General features: G+C 60.2%; 12 protein-coding genes. 10 read left to right on the top strand and 2 right to left on the bottom strand.

Annotated elements, in window-relative coordinates:
* Positions 1-73: 73 nt before the first annotated feature.
* The 10 genes from pepN (at position 74) to rmf (ending at position 16,467) form a co-directional block, all read left to right on the top strand.
* A complete protein-coding gene (gene pepN / locus BN1120_RS16535; RefSeq protein ID WP_042017078.1) occupies positions 74-2,698 on the top strand; it encodes an aminopeptidase N in 2,625 nt (874 codons plus the stop codon).
* A gap of 67 nt (positions 2,699-2,765) precedes the next feature.
* Positions 2,766-2,987 (top strand): DUF2835 family protein, encoded by a 222-nt coding sequence (locus BN1120_RS16530; protein ID WP_010674767.1) that lies wholly within the window; start codon positions 2,766-2,768, stop codon positions 2,985-2,987.
* A 274-nt stretch (positions 2,988-3,261) separates the two neighbouring features.
* Positions 3,262-8,103: an NAD-glutamate dehydrogenase gene (locus BN1120_RS16525; RefSeq protein ID WP_042017075.1), complete on the top strand. Its 4,842-nt coding sequence runs from the start codon at positions 3,262-3,264 to the stop codon at positions 8,101-8,103.
* Between the two features lie 47 nt (positions 8,104-8,150).
* Positions 8,151-9,161: a quinone-dependent dihydroorotate dehydrogenase gene (gene pyrD / locus BN1120_RS16520; RefSeq protein ID WP_039040791.1), complete on the top strand. Its 1,011-nt coding sequence runs from the start codon at positions 8,151-8,153 to the stop codon at positions 9,159-9,161.
* An 85-nt stretch (positions 9,162-9,246) separates the two neighbouring features.
* Positions 9,247-9,783, top strand: coding sequence for a cell division protein ZapC (locus BN1120_RS16515; protein WP_042017074.1), 537 nt, complete (start codon positions 9,247-9,249; stop codon positions 9,781-9,783).
* A 307-nt stretch (positions 9,784-10,090) separates the two neighbouring features.
* On the top strand, positions 10,091-12,262 hold the full coding sequence (gene rlmKL, locus BN1120_RS16510; RefSeq protein WP_042017072.1) for a bifunctional 23S rRNA (guanine(2069)-N(7))-methyltransferase RlmK/23S rRNA (guanine(2445)-N(2))-methyltransferase RlmL: 2,172 nt from the start codon (positions 10,091-10,093) through the stop codon (positions 12,260-12,262).
* Positions 12,262-12,489 carry a glutaredoxin family protein gene (locus BN1120_RS16505; RefSeq protein ID WP_042017071.1) on the top strand — a complete coding sequence of 76 codons (228 nt, stop codon included), beginning with the start codon at positions 12,262-12,264 and terminating at the stop codon, positions 12,487-12,489. Before rlmKL ends, BN1120_RS16505 begins: the two co-directional genes overlap by 1 nt.
* A 72-nt stretch (positions 12,490-12,561) precedes the next feature.
* Positions 12,562-14,472, top strand: a complete 1,911-nt coding sequence (uup, locus tag BN1120_RS16500; protein WP_029314544.1) for an ATP-binding cassette ATPase Uup — start codon at positions 12,562-12,564, stop codon at positions 14,470-14,472.
* An 8-nt stretch (positions 14,473-14,480) separates the two neighbouring features.
* On the top strand, positions 14,481-16,130 hold the full coding sequence (locus BN1120_RS16495; RefSeq protein WP_010674760.1) for a DUF3466 family protein: 1,650 nt from the start codon (positions 14,481-14,483) through the stop codon (positions 16,128-16,130).
* A gap of 157 nt (positions 16,131-16,287) precedes the next feature.
* Positions 16,288-16,467, top strand: a complete 180-nt coding sequence (rmf, locus tag BN1120_RS21000; protein WP_005315693.1) for a ribosome modulation factor — start codon at positions 16,288-16,290, stop codon at positions 16,465-16,467.
* Positions 16,468-16,547: 80 nt separating this feature from the next.
* Here the strand turns inward: rmf and fabA are convergent, their stop codons facing one another.
* Both fabA and BN1120_RS16485 read right to left on the bottom strand, forming a co-directional pair.
* Positions 16,548-17,108: a 3-hydroxyacyl-[acyl-carrier-protein] dehydratase FabA gene (fabA, locus tag BN1120_RS16490; protein WP_042017067.1), complete on the bottom strand. Its 561-nt coding sequence runs from the start codon at positions 17,106-17,108 to the stop codon at positions 16,548-16,550.
* Between the two features lie 78 nt (positions 17,109-17,186).
* The gene (locus tag BN1120_RS16485; protein WP_042017065.1) at positions 17,187-19,166 is read right to left on the bottom strand and encodes a Lon protease family protein; all 1,980 of its coding nucleotides are present in this window, start codon (positions 19,164-19,166) and stop codon (positions 17,187-17,189) included.
* Positions 19,167-19,273: the final 107 nt, after the last annotated feature.

The raw sequence follows: 19,273 nt of genomic DNA, 5'->3' as shown, positions 1-19,273 counted from the left end.
AAACTATTTGACCCTGTCCGAGCCTTGTGACAGCCTCTGACACGTCAATAACAAAGCGTGGAAGCACACAATAATGACTGAACAACCTCAGGCCATGACGGCCAAATATCGCCAGGATTACCAGGCTCCCCTCTATTGGTGTGACAGCCTGGATCTCGATTTTCAGCTGCAAGAGCCCCTGACCCGGGTCACCGCCATCTCCCGTTTGCGTCGCAGCGGCGATCACAACGAGCCCCTGGTGCTGGACGGCGAGGGGCTTGACCTTGTCAGTGTCAGTGTGGATGGCGTGCCCTATCAGCAATACGAGCAGGGAGAGAGCAGCCTGACCCTGTTCAACCTGCCGGCCGAGTGCGTGCTGACCGTGGTCACCGACATTGATCCCGCCGCCAACACGGCGCTGGAGGGGCTCTACAAATCCGGCGATGCCTATTGCACCCAGTGCGAGGCCGAGGGCTTTCGTCGTATCACCTATTACATGGACAGGCCGGACATCCTGGCCCGTTACAGTACCCGCATCACCGCCGACAAGGCCAAGTACCCCTATCTGCTCTCCAATGGCAACAAGGTCGCGAGCGGCGATCTGGACGACGGTCGCCACTTCGTGCAGTGGCAGGATCCCTTCCCCAAGCCGAGTTACCTGTTTGCCCTGGTGGCCGGTGACTTCGACGTGGAGCGCAACCACTTCATTACCAAAAGCGGCCGCCAGGTGGCGCTCGAGATCTTCGTGGACAAGGGCAACCTGGACCGCGCCGGTTTCGCCATGGAGAGCCTCATCAACTCCATGCGCTGGGACGAGCAGCGTTTCGGCCTCGAGTATGACCTCGACATCTACATGATCGTGGCGGTGGACTTCTTCAACATGGGAGCCATGGAGAACAAGGGGCTCAACATCTTCAACTCCAAGTTCGTGCTGGCCAACCCGGCCACTGCCACCGATGCGGACTACCACGGCATCGAGCGGGTGATCGGTCACGAATACTTCCACAACTGGACCGGCAACCGTGTCACCTGCCGCGACTGGTTCCAGTTAAGCCTCAAAGAGGGGCTGACGGTGTTCCGGGATCAGGAGTTCTCCTCCGATCTGGGGTCGCGCGGCGTCAACCGCATCAACAACGTGCGCACCGTGCGCGGTCCGCAGTTTGCCGAAGATGCCGGCCCCATGGCCCACCCCATCCGCCCGGATGTGGTGATCGAGATGAACAACTTCTACACCCTGACCGTCTACGAGAAGGGCTCTGAAGTGATCCGCATGATGCACACCCTGCTGGGGGAGGACGCCTTCCAGGCGGGCATGCGCCTCTACTTCGAGCGTCACGACGGCTCTGCTGCCACCTGCGACGACTTCGTGCAGGCGATGGAGGATGCCTCCGGGGTGGATCTCGCTCGCTTCCGCCGCTGGTACAGCCAATCCGGCACCCCCGAGCTCACCGTGACCGACGAGTACGATGCCGAAAGTGGTGTCTATCGTCTGCACGTGAGCCAGCACACGCCGCCGACCCAGGATCAGCCACAAAAGCTGCCGCTGCATATCCCCCTCGACATCGAGCTCTACGATGAGCAGGGTGCCGTCATCCCGCTGCAATACCAGGGCAAGGCCATTGGCAATGTGCTGGACGTGCTGGAAGCACAGCAGACTTTCGAATTCGATCGGGTACCGGTCAGGCCAGTACCTTCCCTGCTGCGGGACTTCTCCGCCCCGGTCAAGCTGCACTATGACTACAGCGACGAGGCCCTGGCCTTCCTGATGCGCCATGCCCGCAACGAGTTTGCCCGCTGGGATGCGGCCCAGATGCTGATCAACAAGGCGGTGATCGACGGGGTTGCCCGGGTCCAGCACGGGCAGGGGATTGAACTCTCCCACACCCTGCTGGCGGCCTTTGTCGCCATTCTGGACGAGGCTGCACTGGATCCCGCCCTCAAGGCAGAGATCCTGGCCCTGCCGGGGGAGGCGACCCTGGCCGAGCTGTTCGAGGTGGCCGACATCGACGCCATCCATCAGGTGCGCAACGGCATTCAGACTGCTCTGGCCCACGCCTTTGGTGACCGCCTGCTGGCGTGCTACGAGAGCCTGCGTCTGCCGGCTTATCAGGTGGTCCATGCCGACATGGCCAAGCGGGCCCTCAAGGGTGTGGTGCTGGGTTATCTGGCGGCGCTGGATGCCGCGAAGGCCGATACCCTGGTGCGCGAGCAGTACGGGGCTGCCGACAACATGACCGACACCCTGGCGGCGCTCCAGGTGGCCAACAGCCATCTGCTGCCGTGCCGCGCCGCGCTCTTGGCCGACTTCGAAGGCAAGTGGGCCCATGATGGCCTGGTACTGGACAACTGGCTGCGGCTGGTGGGGGCCAAGCCGGCCAAGGATGTGCTCGATGACGTGAAGCAGGCGATGGCGCACCCGACCTTCAGCATCCGCAACCCGAACCGGCTGCGGGCGCTCATCGGCAGCTTCGCCATGAACAACCAGGTGCAGTTCCACGCCGCCGATGGCAGCGGCTATCGCTTCCTGACCGATCTCTTGATCGAGCTCAACGAGGTCAATCCCCAGGTGGCGTCCCGCCTCATCACCCCGCTTATCCAGTTCAAGCGGCTCGATGAGGGGCGCAAGGCGCTGGTTCGCGCCGAGCTGACCCGCCTGGCCAACCTGGACGGGCTGGCGCGGGATCTGTTCGAGAAGGTGAGCAAGGCGCTGGCACAGTAAGCGTCACGACGGCGGGCAGGGGAGCCTGGCTCTCCTGCCCGTTTTTCATGGATGACCAGGAGGTGACATGAGGCAATACACTTTTCGGCTCTCCCTTGGCCGCGACGAAATCATGTTGATGTACCAGGGGCAGGTGAACCGCCTGGTGGTACGTACCGAGCAGGGTCTGACCCTGGAGCTGGGGTTGGAGAAAATCCGGCGTTTTGTGTCGGAGAGCGGCGTTCACGGCTACTTTCGACTGAAAACCCAGGATGATCATCGATTCATTTCCCTGGAACGCATAAATTAACAAAACTTGAACATCAATCCGGGTAAATATCTGCTTTAAGTCACTATCTATCCGGTAAATGGCGCGGCATCCAGTGCGATTTTCTGAATTTTGCCAACTTGGCAAAATTTATCACAACCCAAGCCGTGATCTGTCCCTTGTTTTTAACATCCCGTTATCACCTTTGCTCGCCTTCCTTGATCCAAGCCATTACACTTCGCTGCAACTCTGTACCGGTGGGCATCCTGGGTGGATGTCGCCGTGTCTGTGATGTCGTCCGATAAGGAAACTAGCAATGGCATTGAAAGACGCCCCTACCTCCGTTCTGCTCGAAAACGTTCTCAGTCTGATCCACCAGAAATTGCCGAAAAACAGTGCCTCCCTGGTCGAATGTTTCGTTGCCAAGTTCTACGGCAACATGGCCAGCACTGATCTGCATGACCGCAATGACAGCGATCTCTATGGCGCCGCCCTCAGTCTGTGGAATGCCCTCAACCACCGTACCGGTATCGAGCCCTATATCCGGGTCTACAACCCCGAGCTGACCCGCCACGGATGGCAGTCTCCCCATACCATCGTCGAGATCATCCTGCAGGATTCCCCCTTCCTGGTGGACTCCATCCGCATGGCCCTCAAGCGTCTCAATATCACCGCACACATGATGCTGCACCAGCCGCTGCACCTGATCCGCGGCGAAGGCGGCAAGATTGGCGCCATCCTGGATCTGGACAACACCGCAGAGCAGACCTCGGTGGAAACCGCCTTCCTCATCGAAATCGATCACCTGACCGGTGAAGAGGAGATGGACGCCCTGACTGCCGAGCTCAACTCGGTCGCGCGGGAAGTGGCCCTGGCGGTGGGAGACTGGCAGCCAATGCTGGCGCGCCTGAACGAGATCATCGAGGAGCTGCCCAAACGCAAGAACCCGGTTAGCCAGGCCGAGGTTGACTCCTGCGTCGCCTTCCTCAAATGGGTGGCCGCCCACAACTTCACCCTGATGGGTTATCGTCGCTACGACGTCAAGGCGGTGGAGGGGGATCACGAGATCCTGCCGCAGCCCGAGTCCAGCCTGGGCCTGATGAAGAACTCCATCAAGGACGAAGGCCAGCGCCTCGGCACCATGCCCGCCAGCGCCCGTCACGCGGCCCTCAGTTCCGACCTGCTGATCCTCACCAAGTCCAACAGCAAGTCCCGGGTGCATCGTCCGGCCTATGTGGACTACATCGGCATCAAGCGTTTCGACGAGCACGGCAAGGTGGTGGGAGAGGATCGCTTCATCGGCCTGTATGCCTCCTCCATCTACAACACCAGTGCGACCCAGATCCCCCTCATCAGCCACCGCCTCGAGCGCATCATGGCCGCCTCCGGCTTTGAATCGGGCTCCCATGCCTACAAGGCGCTGCTGAACGTGCTGGAAACCTACCCGCGCGACGAGCTGATCCAGGCCCGTGAAGAGGAGCTGCTGGCCACCGGTCTCGGGGTGCTGGAGATGCAGGAGCGGGACATGCTGCGCCTGTTCGTGCGCCGCGACGTCTACGGCCGCTTCTTCTCCTGCATGGTCTATGTCACCAAGGAGCGCTACAACACGGCGCTGCGAGTCAAGACCCAGCAGATTTTGCAGAAATATTTTGGCAGCAGCATCGATGTGGAGTTCAACGTCTACTTCACCGAGGGTGTGCTGGCACGGACCCACTACATAGTGCGGGTCAACAACAACAACGTGGATGTGGATGTGAACGAAGTACAGAACAACCTGATTGAAGCGGCCCGCAGCTGGGATGACCGCCTGGATTCCGTGCTGCTTTCCCACTATGGCGAGGCCCGCGGCAACGAGCTGCGCCGCCGTTTCAGCACCGCCTTCCCCCGCGCCTACAAGGAAGATGTGCTGCCGGGCTCTGCCGTCGCGGACATCATGGCCCTGGATGGATTGAGCGAGGCCGAGCCGCTTGGCATGCTGTTCTACCGCGCCCAGGAGGAGGAGAACGATCGCCGGGTACGCCTCAAGCTGTTCCACCGAAGCGAACCCATCCACCTCTCCGACGTCCTGCCCATGCTGGAAAACATGGGACTGCGCGTCATCGGCGAGACCCCGTATCAGGTACGGACCCCCACCGGCGAGGTGTTCTGGATCCTCGATTTCTCCATGCTGCTGCGGGGCGAGCAACCGTTCGATCTGGAGCAGAGCCAGCAGCGCTTCCAGCAGGCCTTCGCCGCCATCTGGAACAAGACCCTGGAAGATGACGGCTTCAACCGTCTGGTGCTGGGGGCCGGCCTCACCGGTCGTCAGGTATCCGTGCTGCGGGCCTATGCCAAATACATGCGCCAGACCGGCGTCTCCTTCAGTCAGTCCTATATCGAGGAGACCCTGACCCGTTATCCGGACATCGCCCAGCTGCTGTTCACTCTGTTCGAACAGCGCCTGGATCCGGCCATCAAGCAGGACGCCAAGGTGCAGGCCAAGCTGCACGAGGAGCTTGCGGCCAAGCTGGATCAAGTCGCCAACCTGGATGACGATCGCATCATTCGCCGCTATGTGGAGATGATCGACGCCACCCTGCGCACCAACTACTACCAGCTGGACAAGGCGGGCAACATCAAGCCCTACATCTCCTTCAAGCTGGCCCCCTCCAGCATCACCGACATGCCGCTGCCGCTGCCGAAGTTCGAGATCTTCGTCTACTCCCCGCGAGTGGAAGGGGTACACCTGCGCTGGGGCAAGGTGGCCCGTGGCGGCCTGCGCTGGTCCGATCGCAAAGAGGACTTCCGCACCGAAGTGCTGGGCCTGGTGAAAGCCCAGCAGGTGAAGAACACCGTTATCGTGCCGGTGGGCGCCAAGGGCGGCTTCTATTGCAAGCAGATGCCGGCAGGCGCCCCCCGTGCCGTCATTCAGGAGGAGGGCAAGGCCTGCTACCGTCTGTTCATCCGCGGCCTGCTCGACGTGACCGACAACATCATCGGCGGCGAGGTGATCCCGCCAAAATCCGTGGTGCGTCACGACGAGGATGACTACTACCTGGTCGTGGCGGCCGACAAAGGCACCGCGACCTTCTCCGACATCGCCAACGAGATAAGCCTCGAATACGGCCACTGGCTCGGCGATGCGTTTGCCTCCGGCGGCTCGGTGGGCTATGACCACAAGAAGATGGGCATCACCGCCCGCGGCGCCTGGGAATCGGTCAAGCGCCACTTCCGTGAGATTGGCATCAACTGCCAGACCACCGACTTCACCTGCGTGGGGATAGGTGACATGGCCGGCGACGTGTTCGGCAACGGCATGCTGCTCTCCGAGCACATCCAGCTGGTGGGCGCCTTCAACCACATGCACATCTTCGTCGACCCGACCCCGGATGCGGCCAGGAGCTTCGTCGAGCGCAAGCGCCTGTTCGAGCTGCCCGGCTCCAGCTGGGATGACTACAACCGTGAGCTCATCTCCAAGGGGGGCGGCATCTTCCTGCGCTCTGCCAAGTCCATCAAGCTGAGCCCGGAAATGCAGACCCTGCTTGACACCGACAAGAGCGGCATGGCCCCGAACGAGCTGATCAAGGCGCTACTCTGCCTGAACGTCGACCTGCTCTGGAACGGCGGCATCGGCACCTATGTGAAGAGCGCCCGCGAGAGCGACGCCGATGTCGGGGATCGCAGCAACGACGTGCTGCGCGTCAATGGGCGTGATCTGCGTGCCCGCATCGTGGGCGAGGGTGGCAATCTTGGCTTCACCCAGCTTGGCCGGGTGGAGTATGCCAGTCAGGGTGGGCGCATCAACACCGACTTCACCGACAACGTGGGCGGGGTGGATTGCTCCGACAACGAGGTCAACATCAAGATCCTGCTGAACCAATTGGTTGCCGCCGGGGATCTGACCCTCAAGCAGCGTAACCAGATGCTCTACGAGATGACGGATGCGGTGGCCCAGGTGGTCATCACCAACGCCTATCGCCAGTCACAGTCCATCTCGGTGACCGCCTTCCGTGGTGCCGAGCAGCTGAAAGAGCAGCAGCGCTTCATCCAGGGGCTGGAGCGGGAAGGCAAGCTGGACCGGGCGCTCGAGTTCCTCCCCTCCGACGAGGAGCTCTCCGAGCGGATGGCGGCAGGGCAGGGGCTGACCCGACCCGAGCTGGCGGTGCTGGTGGCTTACGGCAAGATGGTGCTCAAAGAGCAGCTCAATTGCCCGGAAGTGACCGAGGAGCCCTTCCTCGCCAACATGCTGGTCACCAGCTTCCCGACCCAGTTGCAGCAGCAATTTGGCGCGGCCCTGGCCCAGCACCCGCTGCGAGGCGAGATCATCGCGACCCGGGTGGCCAACATGCTGGTCAACGACATGGGGCTCAACTTCGCCAGCCGGATGAAGGACGAGACCGGTGCCTCGGTGGCGGAAGTGGCCTGCTGCTTCGCCATGGCCCGGGAAGTGTTCGGCCTCGGTGCCCTGTGGCGTGACATCGAAGGGTGTGACAACGGGGTGGATGCCCAGACCCAGCTCGAGCTGATGTTCTACAGCCGCCGCATCGTGCGCCGCGCCACCCGTTGGTTCCTGCGCGCCCGCAACCGCAGCTGGAGCATCGGCGAGAACATCGCCTTCTTCCGCCCGGCCTTCGAGACCTTGAGTCAGCACCTTTATGAGGTAATGGACGAGAGCGAAGTGGCCGAGCACAGCCAGGCGGTCGCCGCCCTGGTGGACAAGCAGGTGCCGGAGGCCATCGCCCGTCGCGTGGCCCACATGAGCAGCCTCTTCTCCTGCCTGGATCTGGCGCAGATTGCCGCGGAGCACAAGACCGACATCCTGCGGGTTGCCAACGTCTACTACCGCCTGGGCGCCAAACTGGATCTGCACTGGTTCCTCGAGCAGATCAACCATCAGCCGGTGGGCAATCACTGGCAGGCGATGGCGCGGGCCTCCTTCCGCGAAGATCTGGACTGGCAGCAACGCAGCCTCACCTCCGTGGTACTGGAAGGGTGCAAAGAGCAGGGGGAATGCGCTACCATACTGGCCGACTGGATTTCGGAGCATGAGCAACTCTTGTCCCGTTGGACCCACATGTTGGCCGACTTCAAGACCACGAGCACGCACGAGTTCGCCAAGTTCTCGGTGGCCTTGCGAGAGTTGAACCTGCTCCAGTTGAATTGCCGAACCTCGGCATAACCCCAAAAGCCCCGGCCAGTTGCCGGGGCTTTTTTTAAGGAGCAAGCATGCTGTACCCACTCGCCAGGCATTTCCTGTTCAAACTCAATCCGGAGCAGGCTCACGATCTCTCCATCAAATATTTGCCCCGCCTTCTTGGTACCCCGCTTGATTGTTTCTTCCGCCACTCTCTGCCCAAACGCCCCGTCACCGTCATGGGGCTTAATTTTGCCAATCCGGTGGGGTTGGCCGCCGGTCTGGATAAAGACGGGGAGTGCATCGATGCCTTCGGCGCCATGGGGTTCGGTTTCATCGAGGTCGGTACCGTGACCCCCAGACCCCAGAGCGGCAATGACAAGCCTCGTCTCTTCCGGGTGATCCCGGCCGAGGGGATCATCAATCGCATGGGATTCAACAACAAGGGAGTCGATCACCTGGTGGCCAAGGTGAAAGAGGCCAAATATCAGGGGGTGATCGGCATCAATATCGGCAAGAACAAGGACACCCCCATCGAGCAGGGCAAGGATGATTACCTTCTCTGCATGGACAAGGTGTATGACCATGCCGGTTATATTGCGGTCAATATTTCCTCACCAAACACCCCGGGTCTGCGTCAATTGCAATATGGCGATGCACTGGATGAACTGCTGGCTGCATTGAAACAGCGTCAACAGGAACTGGCCGAGAAATATAAAAAGTATGTGCCGCTGGCCGTGAAAATTGCCCCGGATCTGTCACTCGATGAAATAGATCAGGTAGCCGCCTCTTTGATCAAGAACCGTATTGACGGTGTCATCGCCACCAATACCACTCTGGAGCGGGAGATGATATATGACATGCCCCATGCCGCAGAGGCCGGCGGGCTTAGCGGCCGCCCGCTCCAGCACAAGAGCACCGAGGTGATCCGCCACCTGGCCAAGGCCCTCGACGGCGCCCTGCCCATTATCGGTGTGGGTGGTATCGACAGCGCCATGGCGGCTCGGGAAAAACTGGCAGCGGGTGCCAGTCTTGTCCAGATTTACAGCGGCTTTATTTATAAAGGGCCGAGTCTGGTCAAAGAGATCGTTACCCATATTTAAAAAATAACCGGTTGCCCTTATTTAACGTTGCTCAAATTCTCGACATGGAATAAAGTCGAGGGACGGCTTAGATAAGGGCACCACCATGTGTATTCAACCCAATGACAATTGGCAGTGGCATTATGACGCTCAGGATGATCGCCTGATGCTGGATTTGTCCGATCGCATGATATTTGCCACCGAATATAAAGGTCGACAACTTGTTCCCTGTTCTTTCACCACCCAGCCTTTTTGCGTGGATGATGCCGCCCTCTATTACCAGTTGATGGACAAGGCCGCTGAACTCGACTGGAGTACGCCCCACCAGGTCCAGCTGGTCCTCAATGCCATCGCCGTCAGCCGTTTTTATAAACCCCTGATGCCGCAAAGCTGGTTCTTTCATGAACAGCAGGCTCATGTTATTCCGGATATGGGATCCCTGGTGTGGATGGATACGCCTCACGGTCGGGGGGAATTCATGGTCATCGAAGCTGGCGATCAGGCGAGCGTTTGCCTGAACCTGACCGACGAGCTGGTGCTGACCAACAGCAAGACGCTGCCGCGCTTTGCCGTGATCAAGGTGATGAATAACCGGATGCAAGCCAGAGTCCGGTCACAGACACAATATCGGGAAGTGGGCTGACGACGGGACCGTTATATGGCGACGAATAAGTCCGTTATAGGCCTGCTATATTGGTCTGATATTTAAGCGCTCAGTCTCTCTCTTGTTCCATTATTTGTCTTTTTCCTTCGTCTGGTCGTCACGACCATTTTCTGCCTGGTCCGGGCAAGATTTTCGAATTCTTTACGAATGTGATGGTAGACAACTGCCAGCCAGGAGCGGGATCCTGTCGCCCGCAAGGGGGAGGGGAGCGTTTGCCGCGCCTCTTGCCGTTTATATGGCGCCTTTGTCCAAGGTTCGAGTGCCGAGCGCGGGCCGATAAGGTATAATGCGGCACTATTTTTATGGCATCCCCGTGAGCGTGATGAAAGAATTTTTTGCAACCTGCCCCAAAGGGCTGGAAAACCTGCTGGCCGTCGAGCTGACCAATCTGGGTGCGGAGCAGGTCCGTGAGACCGTGGCCGGCGTCCACTTCAAGGGCGAACTGGCCATCGGCTACAAGGCCTGTCTGTGGAGCCGCTTTGCCTCCCGTATCGTGCTGGTGCTCTCCGAGTTCCAGATGAACGACGATCTGGACCTCTACCTCGGGGCCCATACCATTCCCTGGGAAGATCACTTCTCCGGTACCGCCACCATCGCGGTGGACTTTACCGGTACCAACGCCTCCATTCGCAATACCCAGTACGGTGCCCTGAAGATCAAGGACGCCATCGTCGATCGCTTCACCAAGCGCGGTCACGTGCGCCCGGATGTGGACAAGAAGTCCCCGGACATTCGCATCATGGCGCACCTTGGCAAAGGCAAGGCCAATATCACGCTGGACTTGTCAGGCCCGGCGCTGCACCAGCGCTTCTATCGCCAGGGCACCGGCGAGGCGCCCCTCAAAGAGAACCTGGCTGCGGCCATGATCGCCCGCAGCGGCTGGGCCGGCGAGCCCATGATGGACCCCATGTGCGGCTCCGGCACCCTGCTGATTGAAGCGGCCTTCATCGCTGCCGACATGGCGCCGGCCCTGCGCCGCGAACGCTTCGGTTTCGATCGCTGGCTGCAACACGATGGTGAACTGTGGCAGAGTCTGATGATGGAAGCCCAGGTGCGTGCCAAGCGCGGCATGCAGCGCTGCGAGGTGAAACTGTTCGGTTGCGATGCGGATACCCGGGTCCTGATGAAGGCCCGTGACAACGCCAAAGCCGCCGGCGTGGCCCATCTCATCACCTTCAAGCAGGCCGATGTCACCAAGCTGGAAAACCCGCTGCCGATGCCGGCTGTGGAAGGGGAGAGCCGTCAGGTCGGCATGCTTATCTCCAACCCGCCCTATGGCGAGCGTCTTGGGGAGTTCCCGGCGTTGCTGGAAGTGCATCAGGCCCTTGGCGATGCCCTGCGCCGCGGCTTCCAGGGGTGGAAGGTCACCATTCTCTCCGCTTCTCCCGAACTCCTGAGCTGCCTGCGCCTGCGTGCCGACAAGCAGTATCGCCTGTTCAACGGCGCCCTCGAGTGTCAACTGCGCAACTACCAGATCGCCCTCGATGCCGTCGCTTCCCAGAAAGAGGTGGCCCAGGACTTTGCCAACCGTCTGCGCAAGAATCTGAAGACCCTCGAGAAATGGGCGAGCAAGGAGAACCTCGATTGTTACCGCCTCTATGACGCGGACTTGCCGGAATACAACGCCGCCATCGACCGCTATCAGGATTATCTGGTGGTACAGGAGTACGCTGCGCCCAAGGACATCCCCGCCCAGAAGACCCGCCAGCGTCTGCTGGACATGGTGCAGGCCGCCATCAAGGTAACTGGCATGGACGGCGAGAAGGTGATCCTGAAGGTGCGCGAGCGCCAGGAAGGCAAACAGCAGTACCAGAAGCTTTCCGAAGAGCAGCACCGGATGGAGGTGCAGGAGTACGGTGCACGCCTCTGGGTCAACCTCTACGACTATCTGGACACCGGCCTCTTCCTCGACCACCGTCAGACCCGCCGCATGTTGGGCCAGATGGCTCGGGGCAAGCGCTTCCTGAACCTCTTTGCCTACACCGGCAGTGCCACCGTGCACGCGGGGCTCGGCGGCGCCCGCGAAACCACCACGGTGGACATGTCGCGCACCTACCTCAACTGGGCCCAGGACAACATGCGCCTCAACTCGCTGGTGGGCCGTGAGCACAAGTTCGTGCAGGCGGACTGCCTGAAGTGGTTGTCGGAAGCCGACGAGCAGTACGACCTCATCTTCATCGATCCGCCCACCTTCTCCAACTCCAAGCGGATGGACGAGAGCTTCGACGTGCAGCGGGATCACCTGCTGTTGATGCAGCACCTCAAGCGCCTGCTCGCGGCGGACGGCACCCTGGTCTTCTCCAACAACAAGCGCCACTTCAAGATGGACTTGGCCGGCCTTGACGCCATCGGTCTCAAGGCGCAGAACATCACGAACAAGACCCGGCCCAAGGACTTCGAGCGCAACCAGCATATCCACAACTGCTGGATCATCACCCACGCCGAGGCACAAGGCTGATGCTGACCCTGTTTCACACCGACGGCTGCCACCTGTGCGAACAGGCGTGGGCGCTGGTGGAACAGGCCGGGATGGCCGCGCAGACCCGCCGCTGCGACATCCTGGAGGAGGAGGCCTGGCTCGAGGCTTACCGGGTGCGCATCCCGGTGCTGCAAGACAGTGCCGGCCGGGAGCTGGGCTGGCCCTTCACCCTGAGGGAGCTGCAAGGCTGGCTGGCACAGGGGTGAGCAGGATTTGACGACAAAACGGGGGCAGATTCACGCTGCCGCCCGTTTTTTCATAAGCAACAAGGAACAAACATGGCTCTTTTGACATTGCACGGCGCGTCCCTGTCGTTCAGTGATTTTCCGCTGCTCGACCATGCCGAGCTCACCATAGAGCGGGGCGAGCGCCTCTGCCTGGTGGGGCGCAACGGGGCGGGCAAGTCTACCCTGATGAAGGTGATTGCCAGCGAACTGCCGCTGGACGACGGCCGTCTGGTGTTGCAACAAGATTTGAAAGTGACCCGCCTCGAGCAGGATCCGCCCGCCTCGAGCGAGATCACCGTGTTCGATTACGCCGCAGAAGGGCTGGCCGGGGTAGGGGAGCTGCTCAAGCAGTACCACCATGTCTCCCACGCCCTGGCGCACGACCCTTCCGATGCCAACATTCGCACCATGAGCCAGTTGCAGGAGCAGCTCGACTATCAGAACGGCTGGCAGTACGAGACCCGCATCAATCAGGTGCTGACCCTGCTTGATCTCGACCCTGATGTGACGCTCGACAGTCTGTCTGGCGGCTGGCTGCGCAAGGTGGCTCTGGCCCGCGCCCTGGCGTGTGATCCGGATCTGTTGCTGCTGGACGAGCCGACCAACCACCTGGACATCGATGCCATCAACTGGCTGGAAGAGTTCCTCAAGGACTTTCGCGGCGCCATCGTCTTCATCTCCCACGACCGGGAGTTCATCCACAAGCTGGCGACCCGGATCATCGATCTCGATCGCGGCGTGATCACCTCCTGGCCCGGCAACTATGACGAATATCTGCAAGGCAAGGAGGAGTGGCTGCGGGTCGAGGAGCTGAAAAACGCCGAGTTCGACCGCAAGCTGGCCCAGGAAGAGGTGTGGGTGCGCCAGGGGATCAAGGCGCGTCGTACCCGCAACGAGGGACGGGTGCGGGCCCTCAAGGCGATGCGCATGGAGCGCACCCAGCGCCGGGAACTGCAGGGCAAGGCCAAGCTGCAACTGGACGAGGCGGGCCGCTCCGGCAAGCTGGTGTTCGAGACCGAGGGGCTGGGGCTGGACTTTGGTGATCGCACCCTGTTCCAGGGACTAGATCTGCAGGTGCTGCGCGGGGACAAGATTGCTCTGGTTGGCCCCAACGGCTGCGGCAAGTCGACCCTGATCAAGCTGCTGATGGGCCAGCTCGAGGCGAGCCGTGGCTCGGTGCGCCAGGGGACCAACCTGGAAGTAGCTTACTTCGATCAATACCGTGAGCAGCTCGACCCCGAGAAGACGGTGGTGGACAACGTGGGGGAGGGCAAGCAGGAGGTGATGGTTCGCGGCCGCTCCCGTCACATCCTCGGCTATCTGCAGGACTTCCTGTTCGAGCCCAAGCGGGCGCGCACCCCGGTCAAGGCCTTGTCAGGGGGCGAGAAAAACCGTCTACTGTTGGCCAAACTCTTCCTCAAACCCAGTAACTTGTTGATTCTGGATGAACCAACCAACGACCTGGATGTCGAAACGCTGGAACTTTTGGAAGAGCTGCTCACCGATTACCCGGGCACCCTGCTGCTGGTCAGCCACGATCGCCGTTTCATCGACAATACCGTGACCGGCTGCTGGCTGTTTGAAGGGGATGGACGGATCAGCGATTATGTCGGGGGCTACGCCGACATGATGGCTACACGAGCCCTGCAGGCCGCCCAACAGACGGCCAAGCCGGCCCCGGTCAAGGTGGCAGAGCCTGTCGCATCGGCAGCGGAGCCTGCGAAAAAAACACGAAAACTCTCTTACAAGTTGCAACTGGAGCTGGATAATCTGCCAGCCCGGCTGGAACAGTTGGAAATGGAACTCGATGCCCTGCAGGCCGAGATTAACCACCCCGGTTTCTTCTCCCTGCCAGCAGAGCAGACCCAGCCCAAACTGGATGCATTGAATGCGGCAGAGGCCGCATTGGAACACGCCTTCTCCCGTTGGGAGGAGTTGGAAGCGTTGAAACATCAAGACTAAGGAAGTAGATGAAAAAGCAATTATCCATGCTGGCCATCCTGGTCGGCGCCAGCCTCAACGCGCAGGCGGCACAAAGCTCCTTTTTCACCATCGTCGATGACGAAGTCAAAGGCTATGCCAGCGGGATCAGCGGCGATGCCAACGGCCTCATCGGGCTCAACACCAAGAACAACATGGCGGAATACTTCTCCACCGTGCGGTTTGCCGACTTCCTGGTCGATCGTTTCCGTTTCGAGCAGGGTTGCATGCTCTCCAACTCGGTCTGCAACTCCTTCTGGAGCGACAACTCGGGCTTTGCCTACCAGTGGCGTCGCGACTTCCTGGACAAGGTGGATCAACGCAGCAACCTGGGCTACGTGACCAGCTCCGAGGTCGATGGCCTGGTGACGGCCCTCGGGGATGTCCCGGAGGATCGGGTCGGTTACAAGATGAATGGCAAGCTGCGCACCGCCTTTGCCGTGGTCAATGACGGCAACCCGGTCGAGCTCAAGGATGCGGCCAGCACCCACGGCCTGAGCGTACCCACCTCCATCAAGAAGCTGGACAACGGTCAGTATCTGGTGACCGGTACCGCGGCCAGCGACAAGTATCGCCACAAGGTGGGCGGTGACTTCTACAAGTGGTGTTTCGAGACGGGCAATGACAGCCAGTACGGTGACTTCCGCTACTGCCCCGGGGTCGATACCCAGGCGAGCTTCTGGCTGCTCAACAGCTCGGGCGGGTTCAACAAGCTGATGCAGGCCGGCACCTATGGTCATCAGCGTGACGAGGTGCTGCAAACTGCCTCTGCACTGGGCGTGGCCAAGTACAACGGCACCCTCTACGGCGTGGGCTACAGCTCTACCGGCGAGGTGGGCACCGGTGATCTGGATGGTCGCAACCTCGCCAGCTACTGGACCCTGGATACGGCTGCCGGCACCGTGGGCACCACCAAGATCATCCCGCTGCCGGATGGCGAGCCTGGCAAGGACGATGCCAAGCTGCAACACAGCTGGGCCGTGGCCGTCAACGACAACGGCTACGTGATCGGCAACCAGCGCTATCGCATCAACAAGGGCCAGAACCGCCCGGTGGAGATGTTCCTGTTCAACCTGAGCAAGCCGGGTACGGCGGCCAGCCTTCCTCTCCAGGACAAGCCGGTCTCGGGGGCAGGCTCGGAAGCGGCCGCCATCAACGAGCACAACATGGTGGTTGGCTGGCGCGACTCCCGCCATCAGACCCAACCGGTGGTCAATGGCACCAACCGCATGCAGGAAGCCTTCCTGCTGAACGCGGCTGCCCCGGCCAACAGCTGGTATCTGAACGATCTCATCTGTGGCAAGGATGACGCCGGCAACAAGCAGTGTGCCCAGAACGGCAAGTACTATCACATCGCTTATGCCAGCGGCATCAGCAGCGACGGCACCATTGCCGCGACGGCGTATCGCTATGACAGCGAGAGCGACCTCAACAAACGCGCCAACGCCACCGTGGTCGCCGTCAAACTGACGCCGGCCGTGGCGGATTATCAGGGCAATGCCCCGGCCAGCTATGTGGTCAGCAATGCGCCGGTCAACAACCAGACCGGTCAGGATGGTGGCGAGGGCGGTGGTGGCAGCCTGTTCTGGTTGACTCTGCTGGCGCTGCCCTTTGCCTGGCTGCGTCGCTATCAGCGATAAATAAGTGTCATCAAAAATTAATGCAGTTCAGTATCTTGTGTCACAACCCCTGAATAGCATGGAATTTTTTGTTTGACCCTGCCTCCCCCCTGGGGTAAAGATGAAGGCGACCGGTGAAAAACTGGTCGCTTTTTTTGTTCCACGAAGAGGGTCGTAGATGATGAAGAGACAGAAACGGGACCGTCTGGAGAGAGCTCGCGCTCGTGGTTATCAGGCTGGCGTAGTCGGCAAACAGAAAGAAGCGTGTCCGTACCAGTGCCTGGATGCCAGGGGCCATTGGCTTGGTGGTTGGCGCGATGCCATGGAAGGGCGAGGCTCAGGCCTCTTCATGAAGTAACCGATACTTCATCACTCATTACAAAAGGAAAGGGGCCATCGTGGCCCCTTTACGTTGTCTCTGCTCACCCAGGAGCAGGATCAGAATGCGGTGGTGTCTTTGAACAGGCCCACTTTCAGATCGGTGGCGCTGTAGATGGGGCGACCATCCACTTCCACGACGCCATCAGCAATGCCCATGACCAGTTTGCGGTTGATGACGCGCTTGAAGGTGATTTTGTAGGTGACCTTCTTGGCCGTCGGCAGGATCTGGCCGGTGAACTTGACTTCACCGACACCCAGCGCACGTCCTTTGCCAGGACCCCCTTTCCAGCCCAGGAAGAAGCCGACCAGTTGCCACATGGCATCCAGGCCCAGGCAGCCGGGCATGACGGGATCGCCGGGGAAGTGGCAGTCGAAGAACCAGAGATCCGGCGTGATATCGAGTTCAGCCAGGATTTCACCCTTGCCGTGCTCGCCGCCATGGCCGTTGATCTTGACGATGCGATCCATCATCAGCATGTTGGGGGCGGGCAGCTGGCTGTTACCTTCACCAAATAATTCGCCACGGCTGCAGGCAAGCAGCTCTTCACGGGTAAAGGACTCTTTGCCTTGTTCGCACAGGGAGAGGCGGGGATCAGTGGTGTCGTTATCTAGGGTCACGCTGTTTATCCTTCATATGGGTCAAAGCCGGGCCAATTTAGCTTACAGATGTTCGCTAAACAACTCCGATCACTTCATTTAACGGCCAAGCAGCCGATCCAGCAGGCTGCGCAGCAGGCCGCCACTCTTGGTTGCCGTGCCATTGAGTTCGTCCAGTCTCTCCTGGATGCGACCAAACAGGGTATCCGGCATGTCCGGTTCGCCAGCGACGCAGCCGGTGAGCAGCTCGATTGCCTCTTCCACGTGATCCACCGGGTGGATGTGGAACTGGCCGGCCTCTACTGCCGCGATCACTTCATCAGAGAGGTTGAGCTGCTGGGCGTTGGTGCCTGGCAGCAGAATGCCTTGCTTGCCGGTGAGACCGTGGATCTTGCACACCCGGAAGAAGCCCTCAATCTTCTCGTTCACGCCGCCAACGGCCTGCACATTGCCGAACTGGTCGACCGCACCGGTCACGGCGAAGTGCTGATAGATGGGCTGGCGGGCGAGGGCGGAGAGGAGGGCACACAGGCCGGTCAGGGAGGCGCTGTCACCATCGATCTCGTGGTATGACTGCTCGAACACCAGGTTGGCCGAGAGCGGCGAGGGGTTCTCTGCGCCGAACTTGTTGGAGAGGTAGCCGTGGATGATCATCATGGCCTTGGCGTGAATGTGACCGGCGAGCTCCGCCTTGCGCTCGATGTCAGCCACATCGCCATCCCCGAGGTGGACGGTCGCGGTGAGGCGTACCGGCTCCCCGAAGTCATAGGGATGGCCAGCCACCTGGATGACGGAAAGGCCGTTGATCTGGCCAACCTCTTCCCCGTCGGTCTGCAGCAGGATCTGGCCGTCGATGACACCCTGATCCGATTGCTCCACCAGATAGTTGAGGCGGTAATCCTGCTCTTCCAGGGCGAGCAGGATATGTTCGTCAGTGACGCAGGTCGCTTCCAGCTCGCGGGCCAAGCTGTCGGCCATGCGCATGATGGCGCCGAGCTGTACCTCGGAGAGGGATAGCCACTCCTGGTGGTCACACAGGCGGCTGGCATGGCGACAGAGGGCGAGGAGGGCACCTGGGGTGAAATCCAGCAGCGCCCAGCGCGCTCGCAGCCAGGCGAGATATTGCAGGAAGGCGGGGAGATCTTCCTCGATGTTCACTTCGGAGACCAGATCGGCACGCAGGAAGATACGCTCCGCCATGTCCCTGTCCAGCATCTGGAATTCCGCCACGTCCAGCCTGTCACCGACCAGGATCAACTTGAACCGGATGGGGGTCGCTTCCGGGGTGAAGAACGGCGTCAGCGTCTTGCCTTCCTGATAGGCATTCCAGTCCAGCTCGCCTTTTTGCATGGCGTTTTTGAGCTTGAACCAGAGATGAGGCTGATCCAGCAGCTCATCAAGCTGAAGTACCAGGTAACCACCGTTGGCTTCCCGCAGCAGACCAGGTTCCAAAAGGTGCTGGTTGGCGTAGACGGAGCCTTGTTCCGTCTGATAGTTGATGGAGCCGAACAAGGTATCCCAGTTCAGGTCGCGGCCGTAGACGACAGGGGCTTGCTGATCCTCATGATGGATCAGCAGGTTGATGAGCACCGGGTGCTGGAACTCGAGGCCCTGGGCGACATGGGCGGCCAGATCGGAGAGGAAATCCACGATCTTGGGGTCGTTGTTCTGTTTGCGGATGATCCGGGTGACCAGCCGCTCGGCGTCGAGATGGTGGCTCATCAGCTTGAGCAGCTCGCCGACCATCTCGCAGAACTCGAAACCCGAGCCCGGTTGCAGGCGCAGCCAGATGGGTTTGAAAGGGTTGTTGAGATTCTCGGTATAACAGAGATCGAACAGGTCGCCATCCTTGCCATTCGAAGAGGCAATCAGGGTCTGGCAGACATTCTCGTAATCTGCACCGGGGAAACCGTTGAGGATCATGACCGGGCAGTCACCATCAAAACTGGCCAGCCGTTTGATACCCGAAATCGCTCTGGGTTGCAGGGCGGCAAACGGAATGGGGTCGAGTTCGCCAAGTGTGGGGAACTGCTCAATCGAGAAAGCGGGTTTTAATTGTTCTGATGTTAATTCAGCCACTTAAGACATCCGGTCGGGGATAGGATCAATTGCCACCATTATACACAGTTCGGTTGAGGGTGACAGAATACCAAGATATTCAATTTAACATAATATACATTATGCGC

The organism is Aeromonas caviae, assembly GCF_000819785.1.
GTDB classification, from domain to species: Bacteria; Pseudomonadota; Gammaproteobacteria; order Enterobacterales; family Aeromonadaceae; genus Aeromonas; species Aeromonas caviae.
Note: the sequence above shows the minus strand (reverse complement) of the source record. Positions and strands in the feature narration are given on the sequence as shown.